We start from the raw sequence: 18,214 nt of genomic DNA, 5'->3' as shown, positions 1-18,214 counted from the left end.
CAACCATGAGTAATGATAAAATGTCTCATTTTAAGACGCTGACTATAGAGACCAGTGATGACATCATAACCCTCACCCTTAATCGACCGAAAAAAAAGAATGCCATGAGCTTTGCCATGATGCGGGAGCTTATTGCTGCTGCGAATGATATCCGTGACAATAAAGCCATCCGCGCGGTTATTCTCACTGGCGCTGGGGACAGCTTTTGTTCAGGTATAGATTTGGGTGATCTCAATCAGCCTAAAAACCAAGCTTTCGCTCTTTGGGAGCTAATCAAGCCTTGGCAAAGTCTATTTCAGCATGCTTGTCTGGTCTGGCGCGATCTACCCGTACCCGTTATTGCAGCGCTTCAAGGGCACTGCTTAGGTGCAGGTCTGCAACTGGCTTTAGCTGCCGATATCAGAGTGGGGCAGCCAGACTGTCAGGTTGCAATCATGGAGGCCAAATGGGGACTCGTTGCCGATATGGGGTTAACTCAGTCCGCTTTAGGTGTCGTGCGCGCAGATGTGTTGAAGGAGTTAGCCATGAGTGCGCGAACTATTGATGGCACTGAAGCGCAGAGACTAGGACTGATAAGTCAGCTAGCAGACGAGCCGTTAGCCATCGCTAGGCAGTTGGCGCTAGAGATCGCATCAAGGTCACCTGATGCGGTGTTAGCGAGCAAGCGTGTCATTAATCATATGTATAGGCAGTCGCCTCTCACCTTATATCAAGAAAAGTGCTGGCAGCTCAAAATGATGCTAAGCCACAATCGCAAACAAGCCCTGAAAAAAATCAAAGAGGCTAGCACCAGCTATGGTAAACGCAAATACCGCTAGCCTTTATTAAGCGGTTGATCATGATTTGACCTTGCCTCAGGCTACATTTAGTAAATTTTATACGCTATTTTTTCTACGTCCATTAGTGTTAAATGCCCTAATGGCGTTTTATTTTTTTATAACAATCTCTTTATGAGTATGTGGTATGCCGTCTAACAAGCCAAAATATTCAAAACCCTCTGCAATTGAGCCGATTACCTCCGAACCTGCTGCAACCAATCCTAGCATTACCCCGTCCAATCAGCGAGTCCGCTCAGCAGACTTGCCTGTAGCTTGGATTATGATGCTAGGTCTAATGGTCGCCATTGGTCCTTTATCCATTGACATGTATCTGCCAGCTCTACCCTCTATGGCGGATAGCTTTGGGGTATCGACTGCATTTATCGCCAACTCTGTCCCAGCTTACTTCGTTGGTCTAGTATTTGGTCAGCTGTTTTATGGTCCTTTAAGTGACAGAGTAGGGCGAGTCAAACCCCTATATATAGGCATGAGCTTATATGTCGTAGCTTCTTTGGTCTGTGCCACAACCAATAATGAGTATGTCTTATTTGTCGGTCGAACCTTGCAGGCACTAGGGGCTTGTGTGGGAGCGGTGGTTACGCGCGCCGCCATTCGTGATCGGCTGACGGCTAAGCAGACGGCCAAAGCGTTCTCTATTATGGTACTAGTCATGGGATTGGCGCCTATCTTAGCGCCAGCGCTGGGTGCCGTATTTCTAAAGTTTTTTAGCTGGCATTCTATCTTTTGGTTTTTGATGGCCTTTGGAGTACTGAACCTGCTATTAACCAAGCTGTTTTTCTTTGAGACGCTGCGTGTAGAGGACCGCAATGCTCGACCAATCAAAGAAGTGTTTAGTCAATATTGGGACTTATTACATGACTCTCGGTTTGGCTATCCGGCGATTGGTGGTGGGCTACTAATGGGTTCAATGTTTGTCTATATCAGCGCCGCCTCTGAGCTATTGATGGATACTTACGGACTATCTGCTACCCACTTTAGCTGGATATTTGGTATGAATGCCGCAGGTTTTATAGGGCTAACGCAAATTAATCAATGGTTGACCAATCGTTTTCGGATACTAACTCTGCTGCGCACAGGCGCGATGATTCAAGTGACGGCTTCTGCAGGACTATTGACCCTTGGCGCGTTGTTTGGTCAAGAAGCTTGGCTACCTCTGGTATTGGTATGTATTTTCTTTTGTATTGCAGGTCTAGGGCTTACCCAGCCCAACGCTTCAGCGATTGCCCTAGCTTTTCAGCGTCACCGCGCCGGAATGGCAAGTGCCCTTCAAGGCTCGCTTATGTTCTCTGTCGGTATCTTTGGTGGTCTGCTATTAAACTTATTCCCTGTAAACCCTGTATTAAAGCTGGGGATAACCATGTTTGTATTGATGAGCTTGGGCTGCTATTTAATCTGGCAGATAGACAGTCGCTTGGATTTGGATAATGTGGATTAAATCCTTATATATTGTCCTACGTAAAATAGAGTTAATACATATTATTATACATTAGCATAATGTTAATAAAATCTTATGGTTAACCCTATTCAAAACTACTATATAAAAGAATAGCTGGTATAAATTTACTGACTAGAAGTCATGAGCTGACTGAGGTGGCGGTAAATTTATACCAGCGACTTTGTGCCGAATCTAAAATAGACTGGTGATATCTTGTTGGCTATGTGATCCTAAAAAGAGGTTTCAGAATCGTGTAAAATTCCTTTTAGCTTCGCTGCGGTAACTTTAAGCTAAAACACCTATCAAAATAACAATAATTTAAAAAAAATAGACAGTCTAGCTTGATAATAAATTAAAAGACATTAGTTTAATAAATTTTAATTAGCTGTATTGCTTACTGTGTTTAATATAATTTAATAATTCGTTAAAACCAACTTTTCAATAAGAGAGTAGGTACTAAGAATAGTGTCTAACAGCTTATGATTCTCCTTTAATTACACATTAGATTTTTAAAAAATACTAGACTGTATTTCTAGTATCTTTCTTTATAAGAGAATATTTAATATAAACCTTTGTTTACTATAATGGCATTAATATTTATCACACATTTTTTATGTGGAATAAGATTGATTCCGAAAAGTTACGATATAATAATAATTTGTTTGCTTTATGTTTTATATTAAATTATGATATAAAAATCAGGTGCTTGCTATGAAGGTTCTTATTATCTTCATGGTAGTGTAACTTAGCATTAAATAAAACAGTTTGGCTATTCATTGGCTATTATAATTTCCCTATTTTTTAGTTTAAGTTTGCTTGTAAGTTGGCTTTACCAATATTTTGATATTTAATTACAATATAATTCTTTATAAACTATTTGATTTAAAAGTTATATAAAAATAGATTAGGCATAATAAGTTGCTTAAATAAATATAAAACTTCACCCACCATTTAACCCATTAATATTCAAAACCACAATTTATTCGTTTATTTAACGTCAGTAATTCATGCGTCTTTTATTTATTAGTTTTATTAAACTTAGTGATAAAAAATAGTTAATTGTTGATTGGATGAACGGATAGCAAGGAGTAGTATGAGAACTATATACAAGGCATTACCATTTGTATTAGGGGTAAGCTTATTTGGTTGTGACCAAAAGCTGCAAACCGAAGAACAGTCTACAGTTAGTAAAGAACAAAACAGCTCAGAGACTGATTTTGTCAGTGAGTTACCCGACTCGGCGCCTGTAGTGAAAGTGGGTACTGAAGCAAACTACGCCCCTTATGAATTTAAAGATGAGTACGGCAATGTTACCGGATTCGACTTAGAGCTTATTCGTGCTATCGGCGAAGATCAGGGATTTAAAGTTGAAGTTTATAACGATCCTTGGAATGAGCTATTTGATAATTTAGATAGTAATAGCCGCGATATGATTGCAGCAGGGGTAACTTACAGCAAAGAGCGATCTGGTAAATATTTATTGTCTGATGATTATGCCCCGCTTCCTTCTACACTAGTTTATCTTGATGATACTTTAAATATCCAATCATTAGATGGTATCAATGGCCTACGAGTAGGGGTGCTGAGTAACTCTGCACCGTATCGGCTCTTTACTGAAAATGACTATTCCCTCAAATCTTTAGAGCAGTATCCAACGACTTTTTTGGCAGTACAAGCTATGGCGCAAGATAAGGTTGATGTCGTCGCTGGCGACTCAGGGGTACTGCGCTATACCATGAATGATTTACCAACGCTAAACCCAAAGTACTTTGATTATGAAAGCTTGAGTGATAATGGCGCGCGAAAAGTATTTTTAGTAGACAAAGAGCAACCTGAACTTCTTCACAAAGTTAATTTAGGCCTTGAGGGGCTAAAAAATAATGGTAAGTATGGTGAACTTACGACGAAGTGGTTTGGTAAAGATTTAACAAAAAACTCGCAAGCGCAACAAAAGATGCTTGATAAAAACTCTGTGGCTCAAGCGCAATAGACCATCCTATCGTAAAGATACGGATTAGGTTTGAACTCATTAATATATTAAAAGGAACGAGCTATGGCTGTTGCCATGAAAAACAATAACTCGCGCTATCGTAGTCTGATTTTATCAATTGCAGTCTTTTTAGCGCTCATTGGTGTCTTGCTTGCTTTTACGTTTTATACGTCAAGTGTCTTAGAGCGCAATACGGCATTAGTTAATGTGTCAAATAAGACAGCAAATAATGCTCAAGCTGTTATTAAAGACCTGTTTGATTTGCAAAGTAGTGTGGGTGAACATATTAATTCCCCTCACCAGAAGCGCGTTAGAGAAAGGTTGGCAGCCAACGCTAATGATATCGATCAACTATTAAGTGGCATGGATAGTGGGGCTGATTATGTAGAAGGTCATGCCCAAAATATTCCAAAAATTAATACTGAAACTGGGTTAGCCCAACTTAAAGAGGTTCAAAACGATTGGAATAGACTAAAGCCACGTATTGAAGCTTATCTTGAAGGAGCTGATGATATTCGTGTCGATTCATCAGATGAGTTGTCTTTGGCCTATGAGCAAGCTAAAACATCAAGCCTACGAATGAATGATGCCCTAAATTCACTCACTAAAGAAGTATATGAAGACACCAAGCAGCAAGCAAATACTATTCGCTTAATCCAGATTTTGGGTGTGGCAGCAATTCTTGCCTACTTTATTATATTTGTATTCTTCTTTGTGCGTCGTCTACGTGAGTCAGATGCAGAAGCGCTAGAAGCTCGCCGTGAGACTCAAGAAATCATGCAAACGGTTAATACAGGACTTTTCCTATTGGATAAAGACCTTAATATCGGTCAACAGCATTCAAAAGCTTTATCCAATATTTTAGGTACTGAGCGTTTGGCGGGTGAGAACTTTACCAATGTCTTACGTGGCAGACTCTCTGAAAAAGATTTGAGTACTACCCGTCAGTTTATTGAGCAGCTGTATAACCCTCGCGTAAAAGAAAAGCTGGTCGATGACTTAAACCCGCTACATAAGGTCATGCTCCACAATAATTCTCCTGAACAAGTCAGTGATAACCGTTATCTTGACTTTAAGTTTTCACGAGTTTATGAAGGCAAAGACATCGCTAGGATTTTGGTTAACGTTAATGATGTCTCTGATGCGGTTCGCTTAGAACAACGCTTAGAGCAAGAGCGCGCCCAAAGTGACATGCAGATTGAGATGCTGGCGACAATCTTGAATGTAGAGCCAAAGATTATTAACGACTTTATCGTTAATACCAAGCTACATATCGACAGAATGAATAACATCTTGAAAAATCCAGGCAGCAACCAGTTTGAGCTTGAGTCAAAGCTCAACTCTATCTATCGTGAGATGCATAGCTTAAAAGGGGAGGCGTCGGCTCTAAAGCTACACTCCTTTACTAAGATTGCCTCCGATGCAGAAGATCAGCTACATGGTATGCAAAACCAAGGCAAGCTATCTGGTAACGACTTCTTGCCTCTAGCGGTACACCTAGACGAATTATTAAACCTCTCTAACACTATTGAGACGTTAGGTGAGCGTATCAATCAATCCTCTCCTGCAGCAGCAGCAAGTCGTCAGAGTGGTGTTGCTACTAGATCGGCCAATGCTACTGAACAGTTTGCTAGTAACCGTTCAGCGAGTAGTGCGCTTCATAGCTCAGCGGTAAGCGCAAATGAAGAAGATGCAAGCTTGACAAAATACTATCAAGAGTTTGCCCAACAAATTGCTGATAGACAACAAAAGCAGGTTCAGCTTGAGACTAAGGGATTAAAGTCATCAATCATTCCCGATAGCCTAAGCCAAGTGGTCAAAGAGATAAGTATTCAGCTGTTAAGAAACGCTATTGTTCATGGTATAGAAACACCTGCTGAACGTGAAGCTGCTGGCAAATCTGCTACTGGCCACATTCAACTTACTGTTGAAAATATCGATCAGAGCTTAGTGATGACTTTGAATGATGATGGTCAAGGCATTGATTACGAGACTATCCGTGCACGCTTGGTCGCTTTGGAACGATATAGCCAAGAGCAGGCCAATGATTTAAATCAAGATCAGCTATTATCTGAGCTCTTTTCTTCAGGGTTCACCACGAGACAGAGTGCTGATGAAGATGGTGGCCGAGGTGTTGGCTTGGATATCATCAAAGAGCGAGTTCAGGAGCATCAAGGTCATCTTAATGTAAGCTCAGATCAAGGCAAGATGACACGCTTTGTTATTACCCTGCCCCTTCAATAGAGGCAGGTGTTAACAAGGTATACGATAGAATTAACTGAGGATAAAATATTACGATGTTTAAATTAATGGTAGTCGATGACTCTAATATCATTCGTAATCGGATTCAGCGCGCATATAACTCAGAGCAGTTTATGCTCGTGGCAACGGCGACAAGTGGTGTGGATGCGATCGAAAAATTCAATACCCATCGTCCTAATGTGGTGACCATGGATTTGACCATGCCGCATATGGATGGTCTTGAATGTATTGAGAAAATTGTAGCAATTGATCCAGAGGTCCGTATCTTGGTCGTGTCCGCGTTATCCGACAAAGCCACGGGTATTGAAGCTCTATCTCTTGGGGCAAGTGGATTTTTGACCAAGCCATTTTCTGAAGAAGAATTGGTAGAAGCGCTTGACGAATTAGTACAGGATTGATTATGAAAGAACAAAAGCTACAAATATTTGTGGATATTGTAAAACACTACTTTGATCAATTTACGACTGAAGAGTTGGTTATAGATACCCCTTACTTGCTTGAGAACAAACAACCTCGAATACATGACTATTCAGGTGTTATTGGTATCTCAGGGGCACAAAAAGGTGTGGTCTATTTTACCGCTACTAGAGCGCTGCTAGATGGTATATTAGACAGTATGGGAGAGACCGATAAATGCGAAGATAATTATATCGATCTTGCTGGTGAGGTGGCCAATACTATCTCAGGAAATGCTCGTAAAGAGTTTGGCGCGGAGTTTCATATCTCAGTACCCTTTGTCTTTAAAGGCTCACCGCAGAGCGTTATTCTTCCTAAAGCAGGGCACTCATTTATTATTCCAATTACATGGCAGTCGCAGCAAGGCGAAATTGTTGTATGTCTACAAGACTAGACTCTTATTAATACTTGGAAAGTAGAAGATTATGGTTAAAGCCGAAAAATTAGGGGTGTTTGTCAACTCTGTCGCCGCATTTTTCTCGCAAATTGGCGAGACATTGACAGACATTGACACCCCGTACTTGCATGATAACGCCTCTCCTATAGGCTACGACTATAGTGGCGTTATCAAAATTACTGGTCCATTACAGGGTAGTGTCTACGTCAGTGCACCGAGTACCATGCTGCGCTCCTTACTCACAGTAATGAATGAGCCTGATAGCTCCTTAGCTATTATGAAGGATTTGTTAGGGGAGATTGCCAATACCGTCTCGGGCAATGCGCGGACGGAGTTTGGGTCAGATTTTGTGATTTCTCCCCCTCAAGTCGTTGATGGCGTGCCCAGTCATGCGTTTTTGCCTAAAGAGCGCCGAAGCTATATTATTCCGTTTCATTGGCATGGCAGTAATGCGGTAATAGGTATCTGTATCGCGTAGAATGGATAAACAATAGCCATGCGTTTGGCAAATTTTGTTAGACAATTCGCTAAAAGTGGGTTGTTTAATGGCAATCTTGACCGCGCGTAAATTTAGTAGTCTATGATAGGTCGTTTATGCTATAATTCTACCGATTAACTATTGATTATAGTAAACAGTTGGTCGATTATCGATTAATCATTGCTAAATCAATAATTAACTCACTAAGAGAGATGAAGCCTCATTACCTAATGGGGCTTTACTATTCTTAAATTAACGGAAATTATAGTTAAGTATTATCTTAAATAATTTTCACCAACCAATGACACACACATCACCATAAAGAATTACTGGGTGTTCGTTGATTTGACTAATTTGCTGTCCTCTTTAATGAGCGACAATAGCAGATGCGTGTCGATGAATCGGTAATTTTGTGATGTGGAGGCATAACCCATCTTAAAGGATAAATGAACATGGCAACTCAAAACCCAACACAAATCGCAATGCGTGATTTGCTACAAGCAGGCGCTCACTTTGGTCACCAAACTCGCTTTTGGAACCCAAAAATGGGACCTTACATCTTCGGTGCTCGTAACAAGATTCATATCATTAACCTTGAGCATACGGTTAAAGCATTCAATGAAGCGTTAACTTACGTAAACAACCTAGCAAGTAAGAAAAACAAAGTCTTATTTGTGGGTACTAAACGTGCGGCAAGCGGTATCATCCGTGAGCAAGCTCAACGCGCTGGCATGCCTTATGTTGATCACCGCTGGCTTGGTGGTATGTTGACTAACTGGAAAACACTTCGTCAGTCAATCACTCGTCTAAAAGAGCTTGAAAAGCAATCAGAAGACGGTACTTTCGCTAAGCTTACTAAGCGTGAAGCGCTAGAGCGTACCCGTGATATGGAAAAGCTTGAGCGTTCACTTGGTGGTATTAAAGATATGGGCGGCCTTCCTGATGCTATCTTCGTTGTTGACGTGGACCATGAAGCTATCGCTATTAAAGAAGCCAAAAACCTAGGTATCCCAGTTATCGGTATCGTTGATACTAACTCAAACCCAGATAACGTTGATTATGTTATCCCAGCAAACGATGATGCTATTCGTGCAGTAACTTTATACGTTACTTCAATCGCTGATGCGATCATCGCGGGTAAAGAGTATGCACAAACTCAAGCAGGCGGCGCGCCAACAGAAGCTGCGCCAGCAGCCGAAGCTAATGAGTCAGCAGATGCAGCTACTGAGCAGTCAACAGAAGCGTCAGCTGAAGCTCAAGCCGATCTATAATTAGTCAGTAAGCCGATTAGCAAGTCGGGTGGTCTAATCGCTTAGCAGTATGAATAAGCTGTTAGGCCTTAAGCCACTCGAACGTTAATTGTGACTACTGATCTGGTGGTTATTGATTGAAGTACTGTTAATTTAACTGTTATTAAACTAAGTACTATTAATACAGTAAGCCACGTTTTTATACGTTATGATGGGCATGATATAGGTAACTTATCATGCCTTGTCATTAATAGGTCATTAAGTAATTTTATACTTTGTAGTGCGCTTATCGCTAGCTATAGGGTTTAATTAGAAGAGCCAACGTGTGCAGTCAGTTAGCAGATATATCGCGCTCTTAATGACAGCCATATCAGTATGAAAAAACACTGTATACAATAATAGATATATTGATGCTATTGTTCGATTGCTTTTTAATGAGTAGCGCTCAAAGCTAACAGCGCTTAACTTAAATGGTGTAAACAGTACAAATATTGCATAGTTGCGATGGTTTATCCCCGAACTGCTATGTATCCCACATGATTTAAGCAATCTAAATCACCTAAGTAGCATCTCCCTTATTCTTCATAACAAAACAGAGGTATTCTCATGGCACAAATTTCTGCCAAATTAGTAAAAGAATTACGTGATCGTACAGGTCTTGGCATGATGGAGTGTAAAAAAGCACTTGAAGAGACTAATGGCGACGTCGAAATGGCGATCGACAATCTTCGTAAGTCTGGTCAAGCTAAAGCCGCTAAAAAAGCGGGTAATATCGCAGCTGATGGTGCTATCATCATCGCGCAAAACGACAAAAAAGCATTGCTATTAGAAGTCAACTGCCAAACTGACTTTGTTGCTAAAGATGCAAACTTCACTGCATTTGCAGAAAAAGTTGCTGATCTAGCTTTAGAAAATGACACTACTGATGTCGCTAAAATTGCTGAACTTCCTTATGGCGATGGTCAAAGCGTTGAAGAAGCTCGCGTGGCATTGGTACAAAAAATCGGTGAAAACATTCAAGTTCGCCGTGCCGAAACTATCGAAGGTGATAACCTTGCCTCATACCGCCATGGCCTACGTATCGGTGTGGTCGTGTCTTTCGAGGGCGGCAATGAAGAGACTGGTAAGAGCTTAGCGATGCACATCGCAGCCTTCAACCCAGTAGCAGTTGATGATACTGACGTTCCAGCTGACGTACTTGCTCGTGAAAAAGATATCATCGAAGCCAAAGCTCGTGAGTCTGGCAAGCCTGACAACATCGTTGAGAAGATGATCGAAGGTGGTCTTCGTAAATACCTAGACGAAGTAACGCTACTACGTCAACAGTACGTTATGGATAACGACAAAAAAGTCGGTGATGTATTAAAAGCTGACGGCGTAAAAGTACTTGGCTTCAAGCGTCTGGAAGTAGGCGAAGGTATTGAGAAAAAGCAAGAAGACTTCGCTGCTGAAGTTGCTGCGGCTCAAGCATCAGCTAACAAGTAAGCGCTTTATTAATTAAAGCTGATATAAAAAACCCACGATTATCGTGGGTTTTTTTATGTTGGCGAGCTTTTATTAAAAAAGGCTGATAGTCGTTAAGCCCAATGAAGTCTATAGAGTATCTAGGATGGTTTATACAGCCTAAGCCATTTATTAATTTAGCTGTTTAGCCACTTTATAACTGCTAGCCTATAAATGTAGCTTTGTCACTCAATTACCATGACATGGCAGATATTTAGTGATGATGGTGTGTTGGCAATGGCATAAAAAGGCCAACTTAATGATAAGTTGGCCTTTGCTTGCAGAGTATTGAATCAGATTTATTCTACTATAAATAGCAGATTAGCGGGGGTGGTTAACGCAGAGCATTATAAGCGGAGTTGGCATAGCTGGCACTGTTTCCTGAGCCAACGTTGTTGTTCATCGTGGCATAGCTAACCGGCTGCACATTATAGCTGCTATTATTAGAGGGTGTGTTGGTGCTACCAGTCATCAGGCCTGAGTCGTTCTTATACAGACTATGGTAGCGACTCATGACATTTTTGACATAGTTGCGTGTCTCACGAAATGGGGGAATACCGCCATATTTATCAACGTTACCCTCACCAGCGTTATAGCCTGCAACCGCGTATTCAACATTGTTATTAAAACGGCGTAATAACCAAGCGATGTACTTGGCAGAGCCTTCGATATTTTCGGCTGGATTCCACGGATTTCTGACAGAAAAGCGCCGCGCAGTAGCGGGCATCAGCTGCATCAGTCCCTGCGCGCCTACAGGAGAGCGGGCATTGGGGTTAAAGGCTGACTCAGTATGCATCATGGCTTTCATTAGGCCAGGATCAATGCCGTGTCGATTGGCAGAAGTACGAATCAGAGCATCGTAAGCATTACGCGAAGCGCTTTTACTTGCTGCGCTACTACCATAGCTGCTGCTAGCCCCATTATACATTTTAGAATCTGGGTAGTAAGTGACCTTAACCTTCTTGGTAAACTTCTCAAAGTTACCACTTGGGTTGACATTGGTTAAGAGTACTTGACCGCTTTGGTCTTTATAAATGTACATCTCTCCAGCTTGAGCACTAGCCATAGCGGTGATCGATAGGGTAGCAAAGAGGCTAATTCTAGGGATAAGTAAATGATTAGAGCGTACTCGTGCAAAACGGCGGCGAAGTATAGTCATAGGATTATCACTTATTAGGATTAGTACAATAGTGTCCGAGCGATCAAAACAGTAACATTATAGTTATCGGTTGGGATTAACGGGGATAAGAGGTAATAGTGAGTAATGAAATAACGCCTTCATATTCTGCTAATCATGAAAGAGTCGTAAAGTAGTCGTGTCAAATGGCAATAAGAGCGAAGGTAAAATATTGAAAATATTTACGATACCAGCGATATAGGAACATAAAAAATGAACAATACTTAAGACTCATTAATGATCCAATTTAGGCAAAATAAATATCTAAATCTCCCCATAGTTTAAGCATAATATACCATAAAAATTGACTTTTTTGCCAACCGACTGTCCTTTCAAAATGTCTACTAGCCATGTCAAAAGTCCCCTCAGAAGTCGAGACTGTAGCTAATACCAGTCGATTCAAGATTGCCGCTATTTAAGATAGTGACATAGCGGTGATAAAGATGGGGACCCAGACGGCGGTAATTAAACCATTAACAGCAAGTCCAAATGCAGCGTAACGACCTGCAGTTGTACTGATCTGCCAAGCTTCTACCGTGCCGAACGCGTGCGCGGTTAGCCCTAATGCCAAGCCCTTAGCTCGATCATCTTCTACTCGGCGAAATAAAAAGCGAGCGACACCTGCGCCCAGTAAGCCCGAGACGATAATAATAAGATTGGCCATAGCTAGAGGAGCTTTGATAATAGCGGCCACACTAAGACCAATAGGTGTCGTTACAGAACGTGTCGCAAAAGCCAAAAAGGTCTCGTGACTCATTGAAAATAAATAAGCCATACCCATAGGCAATAGTGCCCCTATGACGGTCGCTAAAGCAATGATAACCGATAGGCGCTTAAGCGGTAATCCTTTAAAATTCATCGCGGCTAAAGGAATAGCTAGTAATACGGTCACATAGCCTAGTAGGTGGTCAAAGACGGGCTTGGCGACTTGATAGTAGGCTTCATAATCCCACTGCAGGATGAATAAAAAGAGAATCACCAGCACCATGGCAGTAATGACCATCGGTAAACCAGGGATTCTCTTGGCCATTATCCGCGCAATAACGTGGGCGATAAGCGTTAAGATAAATGCAGCAATGGTCGATAATAATACTGAAGACTGAGCAATCATCATTGCTGCTCCTCCTGCGAAGGTTGGGAGATATCGTCTAGGCTATGCTTAGAAGCTTGAGAGGACTTGATTGTACTAGTAGAGCTGTGGCCGTTAGATTCAGTATTAGCATCTAGATTATGAGTAGCAGCCGCAGTAGCGTCTTCAGCCACGGGATTCAACCAGCGGTTAGCGAGCCGCGCAAAGCCCCATAATGGTATCAGCGTACTGACAATAATAGTGATTACAATACCCCAAAATTCATCGCCAAGCGCAAATAATAGCAATCCTGCACCCGCAGATACCGGTAAAAATGCAAAGCCACTGTCTACCAGCAAGGTGTTACTGGCCTGAGTCAGCCACTGCGGCAACCCTATGGTAAACCGCCATACCATGAGAATGACAAACATAACAATAAGACCTACGATATTGGCTGCACTAGCGATGCCAAAAGCTTGGCAAACAATCACCGCCCCTTCACGCACGATAATGACTAACGCTAAGGTAAGTACAATCGCGATTGGTAGTGACAAAGACGGTGTAGGGTGATGCGGTGGGCTAGTATTGGTCGTGGTCTTAGCAGCAGGCATGTTTCATCCTTGAAGGATAGATAATAAAAGAATAAACGCAATAGCAGTAGGCTTTTATGAGGGGGTAAGCGCTTATATCTATGATAGAGTCGGTTATGATTAATGGCAATAGCTCAGCCGTGGTTTTAGGGGTGTTTTAATAACTTATCTTCTAGGCAGTGGACCAAATAGAAGAGCAGAGGGATAAAGGATGATACTAGCAAAGCTAATGCCCCAATTCTATGAGAGTCATAGAATGAGGAAAAAAGCTGAACCGGTTTGTCGTGACAAGAATAGAATAGTCTACTTGCTTGAGTCGAATCCTTGTTATAGTCAATCCATTTTAGATTTGACACAAAATCGCTGGAATAGGTCTACGCTCGCCTCAGTCATCTTATGACTTCTAGCCAGTCGAATTATATCAGCGACTCTTTTACATATCAGTTTTAAATAGGATTAACCATAAGTATAGCTATTATACTGATGATATACGGCAGCTATCTTCCTCTATTGCCTCAATTCATAAAAAAACCTATTAAATCATATATCTATTAAGGCACAAATTGCAATAAAAATGGCATTGGCTACTCTCTAGTCGATCATAGCCAATGCCTACCCTAACGATGTTCAGTAGTCGTGAGGGTTATCTACTAATAGGGTCATCAAAGTGAGAGGGTAGCTCCGCTGAGATGTCTCCTTCCTCACTTAGCTGTTGGCTGTCTTCTTGGGCGGCTTGGATTTCTTTTTCAAAAGGCTCTAAAGTGGGCATTAGTAGTGTCGCTTGGGCAAGCGGTAAGACATCTAGTGGTGAATACCCCGCTTGACCCAATAGCTGCTTGAGCTTATCACTTTGCAGGCGAATGGTAAGCCGCTCGTGGCCTGTCTCGTCATAGCTCTCTTCTTCAATGACGCCCAATTCGTATAAAGCATTTTTGAGCTGACCAGCACCAAACGGCAGGGTCAAGTTAAAGACGGTCAGAGTACCGGTTAACAACTGCTGCACAGCCATGGATAACTGTTCCATACCTAGATTGGCTTTTGCCGAAACATAGACGCGGCTAGGCTTATCTTTTTCCGCGTAGCCAATATGCGCAGGTTCATCGGTTAGATCAATCTTGTTATAGACATTAAGTACTGGCACATCATTATTAATCTCTGCCAGCACGTTTTTGACGGCGGTAATCTGTTCATGCATATCAGGACTGGCTGAGTCAATCACATGCAGTAGCAAGTCAGCCTCTAGTGTCTCTTCAAGCGTCGCGTGGAAAGACTCCACCAACTCATGCGGCAAGTGGCGAACAAAGCCTACTGTATCGACCAATACGACGCGGCCCACACCTTGCCAGTCGAGACGGCGCAGCGTAGGGTCTAGCGTGGCAAATAGCTGGTCGGCAGCGTAGATATTCTCATCGACCAAGCGATTGAATAGGGTAGACTTACCCGCATTGGTATAGCCGACCAGCGAGATGGTCGGTACATCAGACTTTTGCCGTTTGGCTCGACCTTGCGCTCGAGTCTGCTTGACCTTTTCAAGCTTGGTCTTAAGCTGGCTGACACGGGTCTGGAGTAAGCGGCGGTCAGTCTCAAGCTGAGTCTCACCAGGACCACGTAGGCCAATCCCGCCTTTTTGACGCTCCAAATGCGTCCAACCGCGAACAAGACGAGTCGATAAGTGATTAAGCTGAGCCAGCTCCACCTGCAGCTTACCTTCGTAGGTTCGGGCGCGCTGAGCAAAGATATCCAAAATGAGTCCGGTACGGTCCAGTACTCGGCATTGAACCAATGTCTCTAAGTTGCGCTCTTGGGAGGGGGAGAGGCTATGATTAAAGATGACGATATCGGCTTCATGCTCGCGTACCAGCTCTGCAATCTCTTGCGCCTTTCCTGAACCGACAAAATACTTGGCATCAGGCTTGAGCCGTGAGCCGGTCACTAAATCTAAGCGCTGCGCGCCTGCAGAGTCGACCAATAATTCAAACTCTTCAAGATCATCTGGGTCCTGAATTTGCCGAATGTCTAAATGAACCAATATGGCACGCTCGCCACCTTCGTATCGATCAAAATATTCCAATGAATGTCACCTGTGTAAGTTAAAAGTTGAATGTGCTTAAGACTTAATGTAGTTAAAAGTATAAGAGGTAAAAAGTAAATATAAAGGTAATGTGGGAGCTTGTAGTTTGACTGTAAGAACGAATAATTACTAGAGAATAAGGGTATTAATGACTATAGACAATAGATGGTATTTTATTGTCAGTACCCTGTTACTATGGGGGCAAAGCTAAAATATTAAATACTTGGCGAATAATCTTTAGAATAATCAAAGAATTAAATAATTAAGAAATGAAAATAATAACGGTCCTCTTTATGCTTAGAGTCTCGGCAAATCTTGCTCTTAGACTAAGCTGCAATAAGTATATAGTCATATTTAGATACAACTTAGAGGGCGCATGTCATCAGTTTTCTATCGAATTGTCATCTGATAGACATACGAGTTTTTCATACTTTTGCTATATTCACTAATCCCAAGAGCAGGCATATGGTAGAGATTATAGCTCAATTATCACACCAGTCGGCAAGCCACTCCTTTAATGATCGTCATAGCCCAAAGTCGCTGTTGTTGCCGCATGGTATGGTCTGTCGATATGTCGATGGGCAAACGGAAGCGATCTTAGTCCCGTCAAGTGACAATGAGGTAGCGCATAGGGACAGTGTTAAAGACAGGAGTGAGGATTTATTAAGGCGCTCACAAGAGCTGTTATTGACTTCGCCCAATTTGGCCAGTGCAACCGCCCCCGTCAGTATGGATCAGGCTTTCTCAGCGCTTAGATGGGATGGTAGTCAGTTATTACATGAAGCCAAAAGACTCAGAACCCATTGCTTCACTAGCAGCTTTGGTGCTGTCTTCGAAGGTGATCTAGATAGTGATGAATATGATGAAGCATGCCTGCATATTATCTTGCAGGATAAAGGTAAGGTCATAGCCACGGCGAGAGTGTTAGACAGTCAGCGTGCGGCCTTGCTGGGCAGGTTTTATAGTGAAAATGAATTTTATCTAAGCCCCTTACTCAAGCATTATCCCTACCAAATCTTAGAGGTGGGCCGTACTTGTATTCATCCTGAATATCGAAATGGTAAAGTATTGCGTCAATTGTGGCAGGCTATTACTCATATCGCCAAATATTTAAAAGTTAATGCCTTTATGGGGTGCTGCTCAATCCCGATTGGGGCGGGAGATGTTGATGGTTGGCTTCGCCAGCTTGATCGCGCCCCTAAGCTAACTATTAAACCCAAATACCGCTTACCCGCCACACTACTGAGCACTGATATCGCCATTCCGCCGCTACTGAGCACCTATCTGAAGATGGGCGCTAGTGTCTCTGAGCAAGCCTGCTTTGATCTGGACTTCCACTGCGCTGATGTATTGGTCTGGCTACCCTTTGAGCAAGTCAATCCGCGCTATCAGCATCTCTTATAAGCGCTCGCAAAATATCGCTGACTGTTATCATGCACTTGTTATTAAGCTATCTTTAATCCTATCGCAATATCTATGTCTCAGTGAACGAATCGTCACTGGGATTAAAGTTTTGTTATACTAATCATCTTTTACATTTGGTATCTGACATAAATTATAAAAATAGGTAAGTTTAATGGCTGTCGTTGCCAGTGTAATGAGTAGTCTGCAATCTTGAGACGACTTTGCCCTAATCGTTAGGGTCATTAATAGCAGTATCGACAATACCATTGGTAAGAGTTTAATTGATAGCACTATAATCGGCAGGACAGTGGACAAGGGAACATTATGGGTAAGGCAATGAGAAAACTAGCACTCGCAAAACAGCTCAATCGTGGTAAGAAAGTCAGTGGTATGATGCGGACTATGGCAGGTGGTTACCGCGCTGCCTCTAAGATTGGCGCTTGGCAAGAACCCCCTCGTGAGATTCTACCGAAATATATTCAGGCCTTTTGCGGTAAGATGGCAGGGTCATTCGGTGTCAATATCGTAGAAGTTGAGCCTGTGCCGCAAACGCATGCACTTTGGGCATCAAATCATATCTCTTGGATGGATATCCCAGTGATAGGTAGCGTGAGTCCAGCATTCTTTTTATCGAAAGCAGAAGTCGCTGACATGCCTATCTTTGGCCGTTTGGCTAAGGCTGCAGGTACGCTATTTATCAAGCGCGGTTCAGGGGATGCTGACTCGGTCGCGCAGCAGATGACGACCTTTTTGCAAAAAGGCTATTCCATTTTATTTTATCCAGAAGGTACTACCACTGACGGCACACGTATCAAAAAGATTCATGGCAAGCTATTACAATCAGCTATTGATGCTGGCAAGCCAGTTCAACCTATCGTCCTGTGTTATGTCAATAGTGATGGCGAGCTTGATGATAAAGTCCCATATTTTGGCGGCTTGACCATGAAAGAAAGCTTGCTGCAGATTATGGATAGCTCAGCAGTCACCGCCTATGTCCTACCTCTAGAACCGCTAGCTACCAGTGGAAAGACCAAAGCAGCCCTTACTAAGGAGCTACAGGAGCGGATGCAAGAGGGGCTTAAAACTCTGCATAGCCGAGTATTAAAATCAGAGTCTGAAGGTGTGCCCAGTCCTACTAGCTCAACTGCTGAGCAAAGATTAAAGCAGCCGGCATAAAAGGTGGTTAGTTAAAACGAGTTTGATAAAAGAGTAGGCTAAAGGCCTATAGATGAATGACTTAAACTAAAAAGCGGGCGCTCAGATGAGTGCCCACTTTTTTGGTTCTATTTTTGG

At 42.4% G+C, this 18,214-nt stretch carries 15 protein-coding genes; 11 read left to right on the top strand and 4 right to left on the bottom strand.

From position 1 onward, the window contains the following. The first annotated feature begins 5 nt into the window (after positions 1 to 5). From EGV92_RS05835 to tsf, 9 genes are all read left to right on the top strand, one after another. The gene (locus EGV92_RS05835; RefSeq protein ID WP_131668300.1) at positions 6 to 818 is read left to right on the top strand and encodes a crotonase/enoyl-CoA hydratase family protein; all 813 of its coding nucleotides are present in this window, start codon (positions 6 to 8) and stop codon (positions 816 to 818) included. Between the two features lie 280 nt (positions 819 to 1,098). Beyond that, complete coding sequence (locus EGV92_RS05830; RefSeq protein WP_207401762.1) at positions 1,099 to 2,274, top strand: multidrug effflux MFS transporter; 1,176 nt, start codon at positions 1,099 to 1,101, stop codon at positions 2,272 to 2,274. A gap of 1,093 nt (positions 2,275 to 3,367) precedes the next feature. Further along, on the top strand, positions 3,368 to 4,264 hold the full coding sequence (locus EGV92_RS05825; protein WP_131668298.1) for a substrate-binding periplasmic protein: 897 nt from the start codon (positions 3,368 to 3,370) through the stop codon (positions 4,262 to 4,264). Positions 4,265 to 4,327: 63 nt separating this feature from the next. After that, positions 4,328 to 6,508 (top strand): ATP-binding protein, encoded by a 2,181-nt coding sequence (locus tag EGV92_RS05820; RefSeq protein ID WP_131668297.1) that lies wholly within the window; start codon positions 4,328 to 4,330, stop codon positions 6,506 to 6,508. A gap of 53 nt (positions 6,509 to 6,561) precedes the next feature. After that, entirely contained in the window at positions 6,562 to 6,924 is a 363-nt protein-coding gene (locus EGV92_RS05815) for a response regulator (RefSeq protein ID WP_131668296.1), read from the top strand. Between the two features lie 2 nt (positions 6,925 to 6,926). Beyond that, positions 6,927 to 7,376 carry a chemotaxis protein CheX gene (locus tag EGV92_RS05810; protein ID WP_131668295.1) on the top strand — a complete coding sequence of 150 codons (450 nt, stop codon included), beginning with the start codon at positions 6,927 to 6,929 and terminating at the stop codon, positions 7,374 to 7,376. A gap of 31 nt (positions 7,377 to 7,407) precedes the next feature. Further along, complete coding sequence (locus EGV92_RS05805) at positions 7,408 to 7,857, top strand: chemotaxis protein CheX (RefSeq protein WP_131668294.1); 450 nt, start codon at positions 7,408 to 7,410, stop codon at positions 7,855 to 7,857. 452 nt (positions 7,858 to 8,309) lie between these two features. Continuing rightward, positions 8,310 to 9,128 carry a 30S ribosomal protein S2 gene (gene rpsB, locus EGV92_RS05800; RefSeq protein WP_131668293.1) on the top strand — a complete coding sequence of 273 codons (819 nt, stop codon included), beginning with the start codon at positions 8,310 to 8,312 and terminating at the stop codon, positions 9,126 to 9,128. Positions 9,129 to 9,713: 585 nt separating this feature from the next. Next, the gene (gene tsf / locus EGV92_RS05795; RefSeq protein WP_207401747.1) at positions 9,714 to 10,592 is read left to right on the top strand and encodes a translation elongation factor Ts; all 879 of its coding nucleotides are present in this window, start codon (positions 9,714 to 9,716) and stop codon (positions 10,590 to 10,592) included. 352 nt (positions 10,593 to 10,944) lie between these two features. Here the strand turns inward: tsf and EGV92_RS05790 are convergent, their stop codons facing one another. From EGV92_RS05790 to hflX, 4 genes are all read right to left on the bottom strand, one after another. Beyond that, positions 10,945 to 11,769, bottom strand: a complete 825-nt coding sequence (locus EGV92_RS05790) for a lytic transglycosylase domain-containing protein (protein ID WP_165525570.1) — start codon at positions 11,767 to 11,769, stop codon at positions 10,945 to 10,947. Between the two features lie 433 nt (positions 11,770 to 12,202). Beyond that, a complete protein-coding gene (locus EGV92_RS05785; RefSeq protein ID WP_423227893.1) occupies positions 12,203 to 12,901 on the bottom strand; it encodes an LrgB family protein in 699 nt (232 codons plus the stop codon). Continuing rightward, positions 12,898 to 13,467, bottom strand: a complete 570-nt coding sequence (locus tag EGV92_RS05780) for a CidA/LrgA family protein (protein WP_131668291.1) — start codon at positions 13,465 to 13,467, stop codon at positions 12,898 to 12,900. The genes EGV92_RS05785 and EGV92_RS05780 overlap by 4 nt, the downstream gene beginning before the upstream one ends. Before the next feature lie 622 nt (positions 13,468 to 14,089). Beyond that, on the bottom strand, positions 14,090 to 15,517 hold the full coding sequence (gene hflX, locus EGV92_RS05775; RefSeq protein ID WP_131668290.1) for a ribosome rescue GTPase HflX: 1,428 nt from the start codon (positions 15,515 to 15,517) through the stop codon (positions 14,090 to 14,092). Positions 15,518 to 15,982: 465 nt separating this feature from the next. Between hflX and EGV92_RS05770 the strand changes: the two genes are divergently transcribed. Both EGV92_RS05770 and EGV92_RS05765 read left to right on the top strand, forming a co-directional pair. Then, positions 15,983 to 16,921 (top strand): GNAT family N-acetyltransferase, encoded by a 939-nt coding sequence (locus tag EGV92_RS05770; RefSeq protein ID WP_131668289.1) that lies wholly within the window; start codon positions 15,983 to 15,985, stop codon positions 16,919 to 16,921. Positions 16,922 to 17,245: 324 nt separating this feature from the next. Next, positions 17,246 to 18,097 carry a lysophospholipid acyltransferase family protein gene (locus EGV92_RS05765; RefSeq protein ID WP_131668288.1) on the top strand — a complete coding sequence of 284 codons (852 nt, stop codon included), beginning with the start codon at positions 17,246 to 17,248 and terminating at the stop codon, positions 18,095 to 18,097. The last annotated feature ends 117 nt before the right edge of the window (positions 18,098 to 18,214 follow it).

It is taken from the genome of Psychrobacter pygoscelis (assembly GCF_004335015.1).
In the GTDB taxonomy this organism is placed as follows: Bacteria; Pseudomonadota; Gammaproteobacteria; order Pseudomonadales; family Moraxellaceae; genus Psychrobacter; species Psychrobacter pygoscelis.
This window is presented reverse-complemented; position numbering and strand designations above follow the sequence as displayed.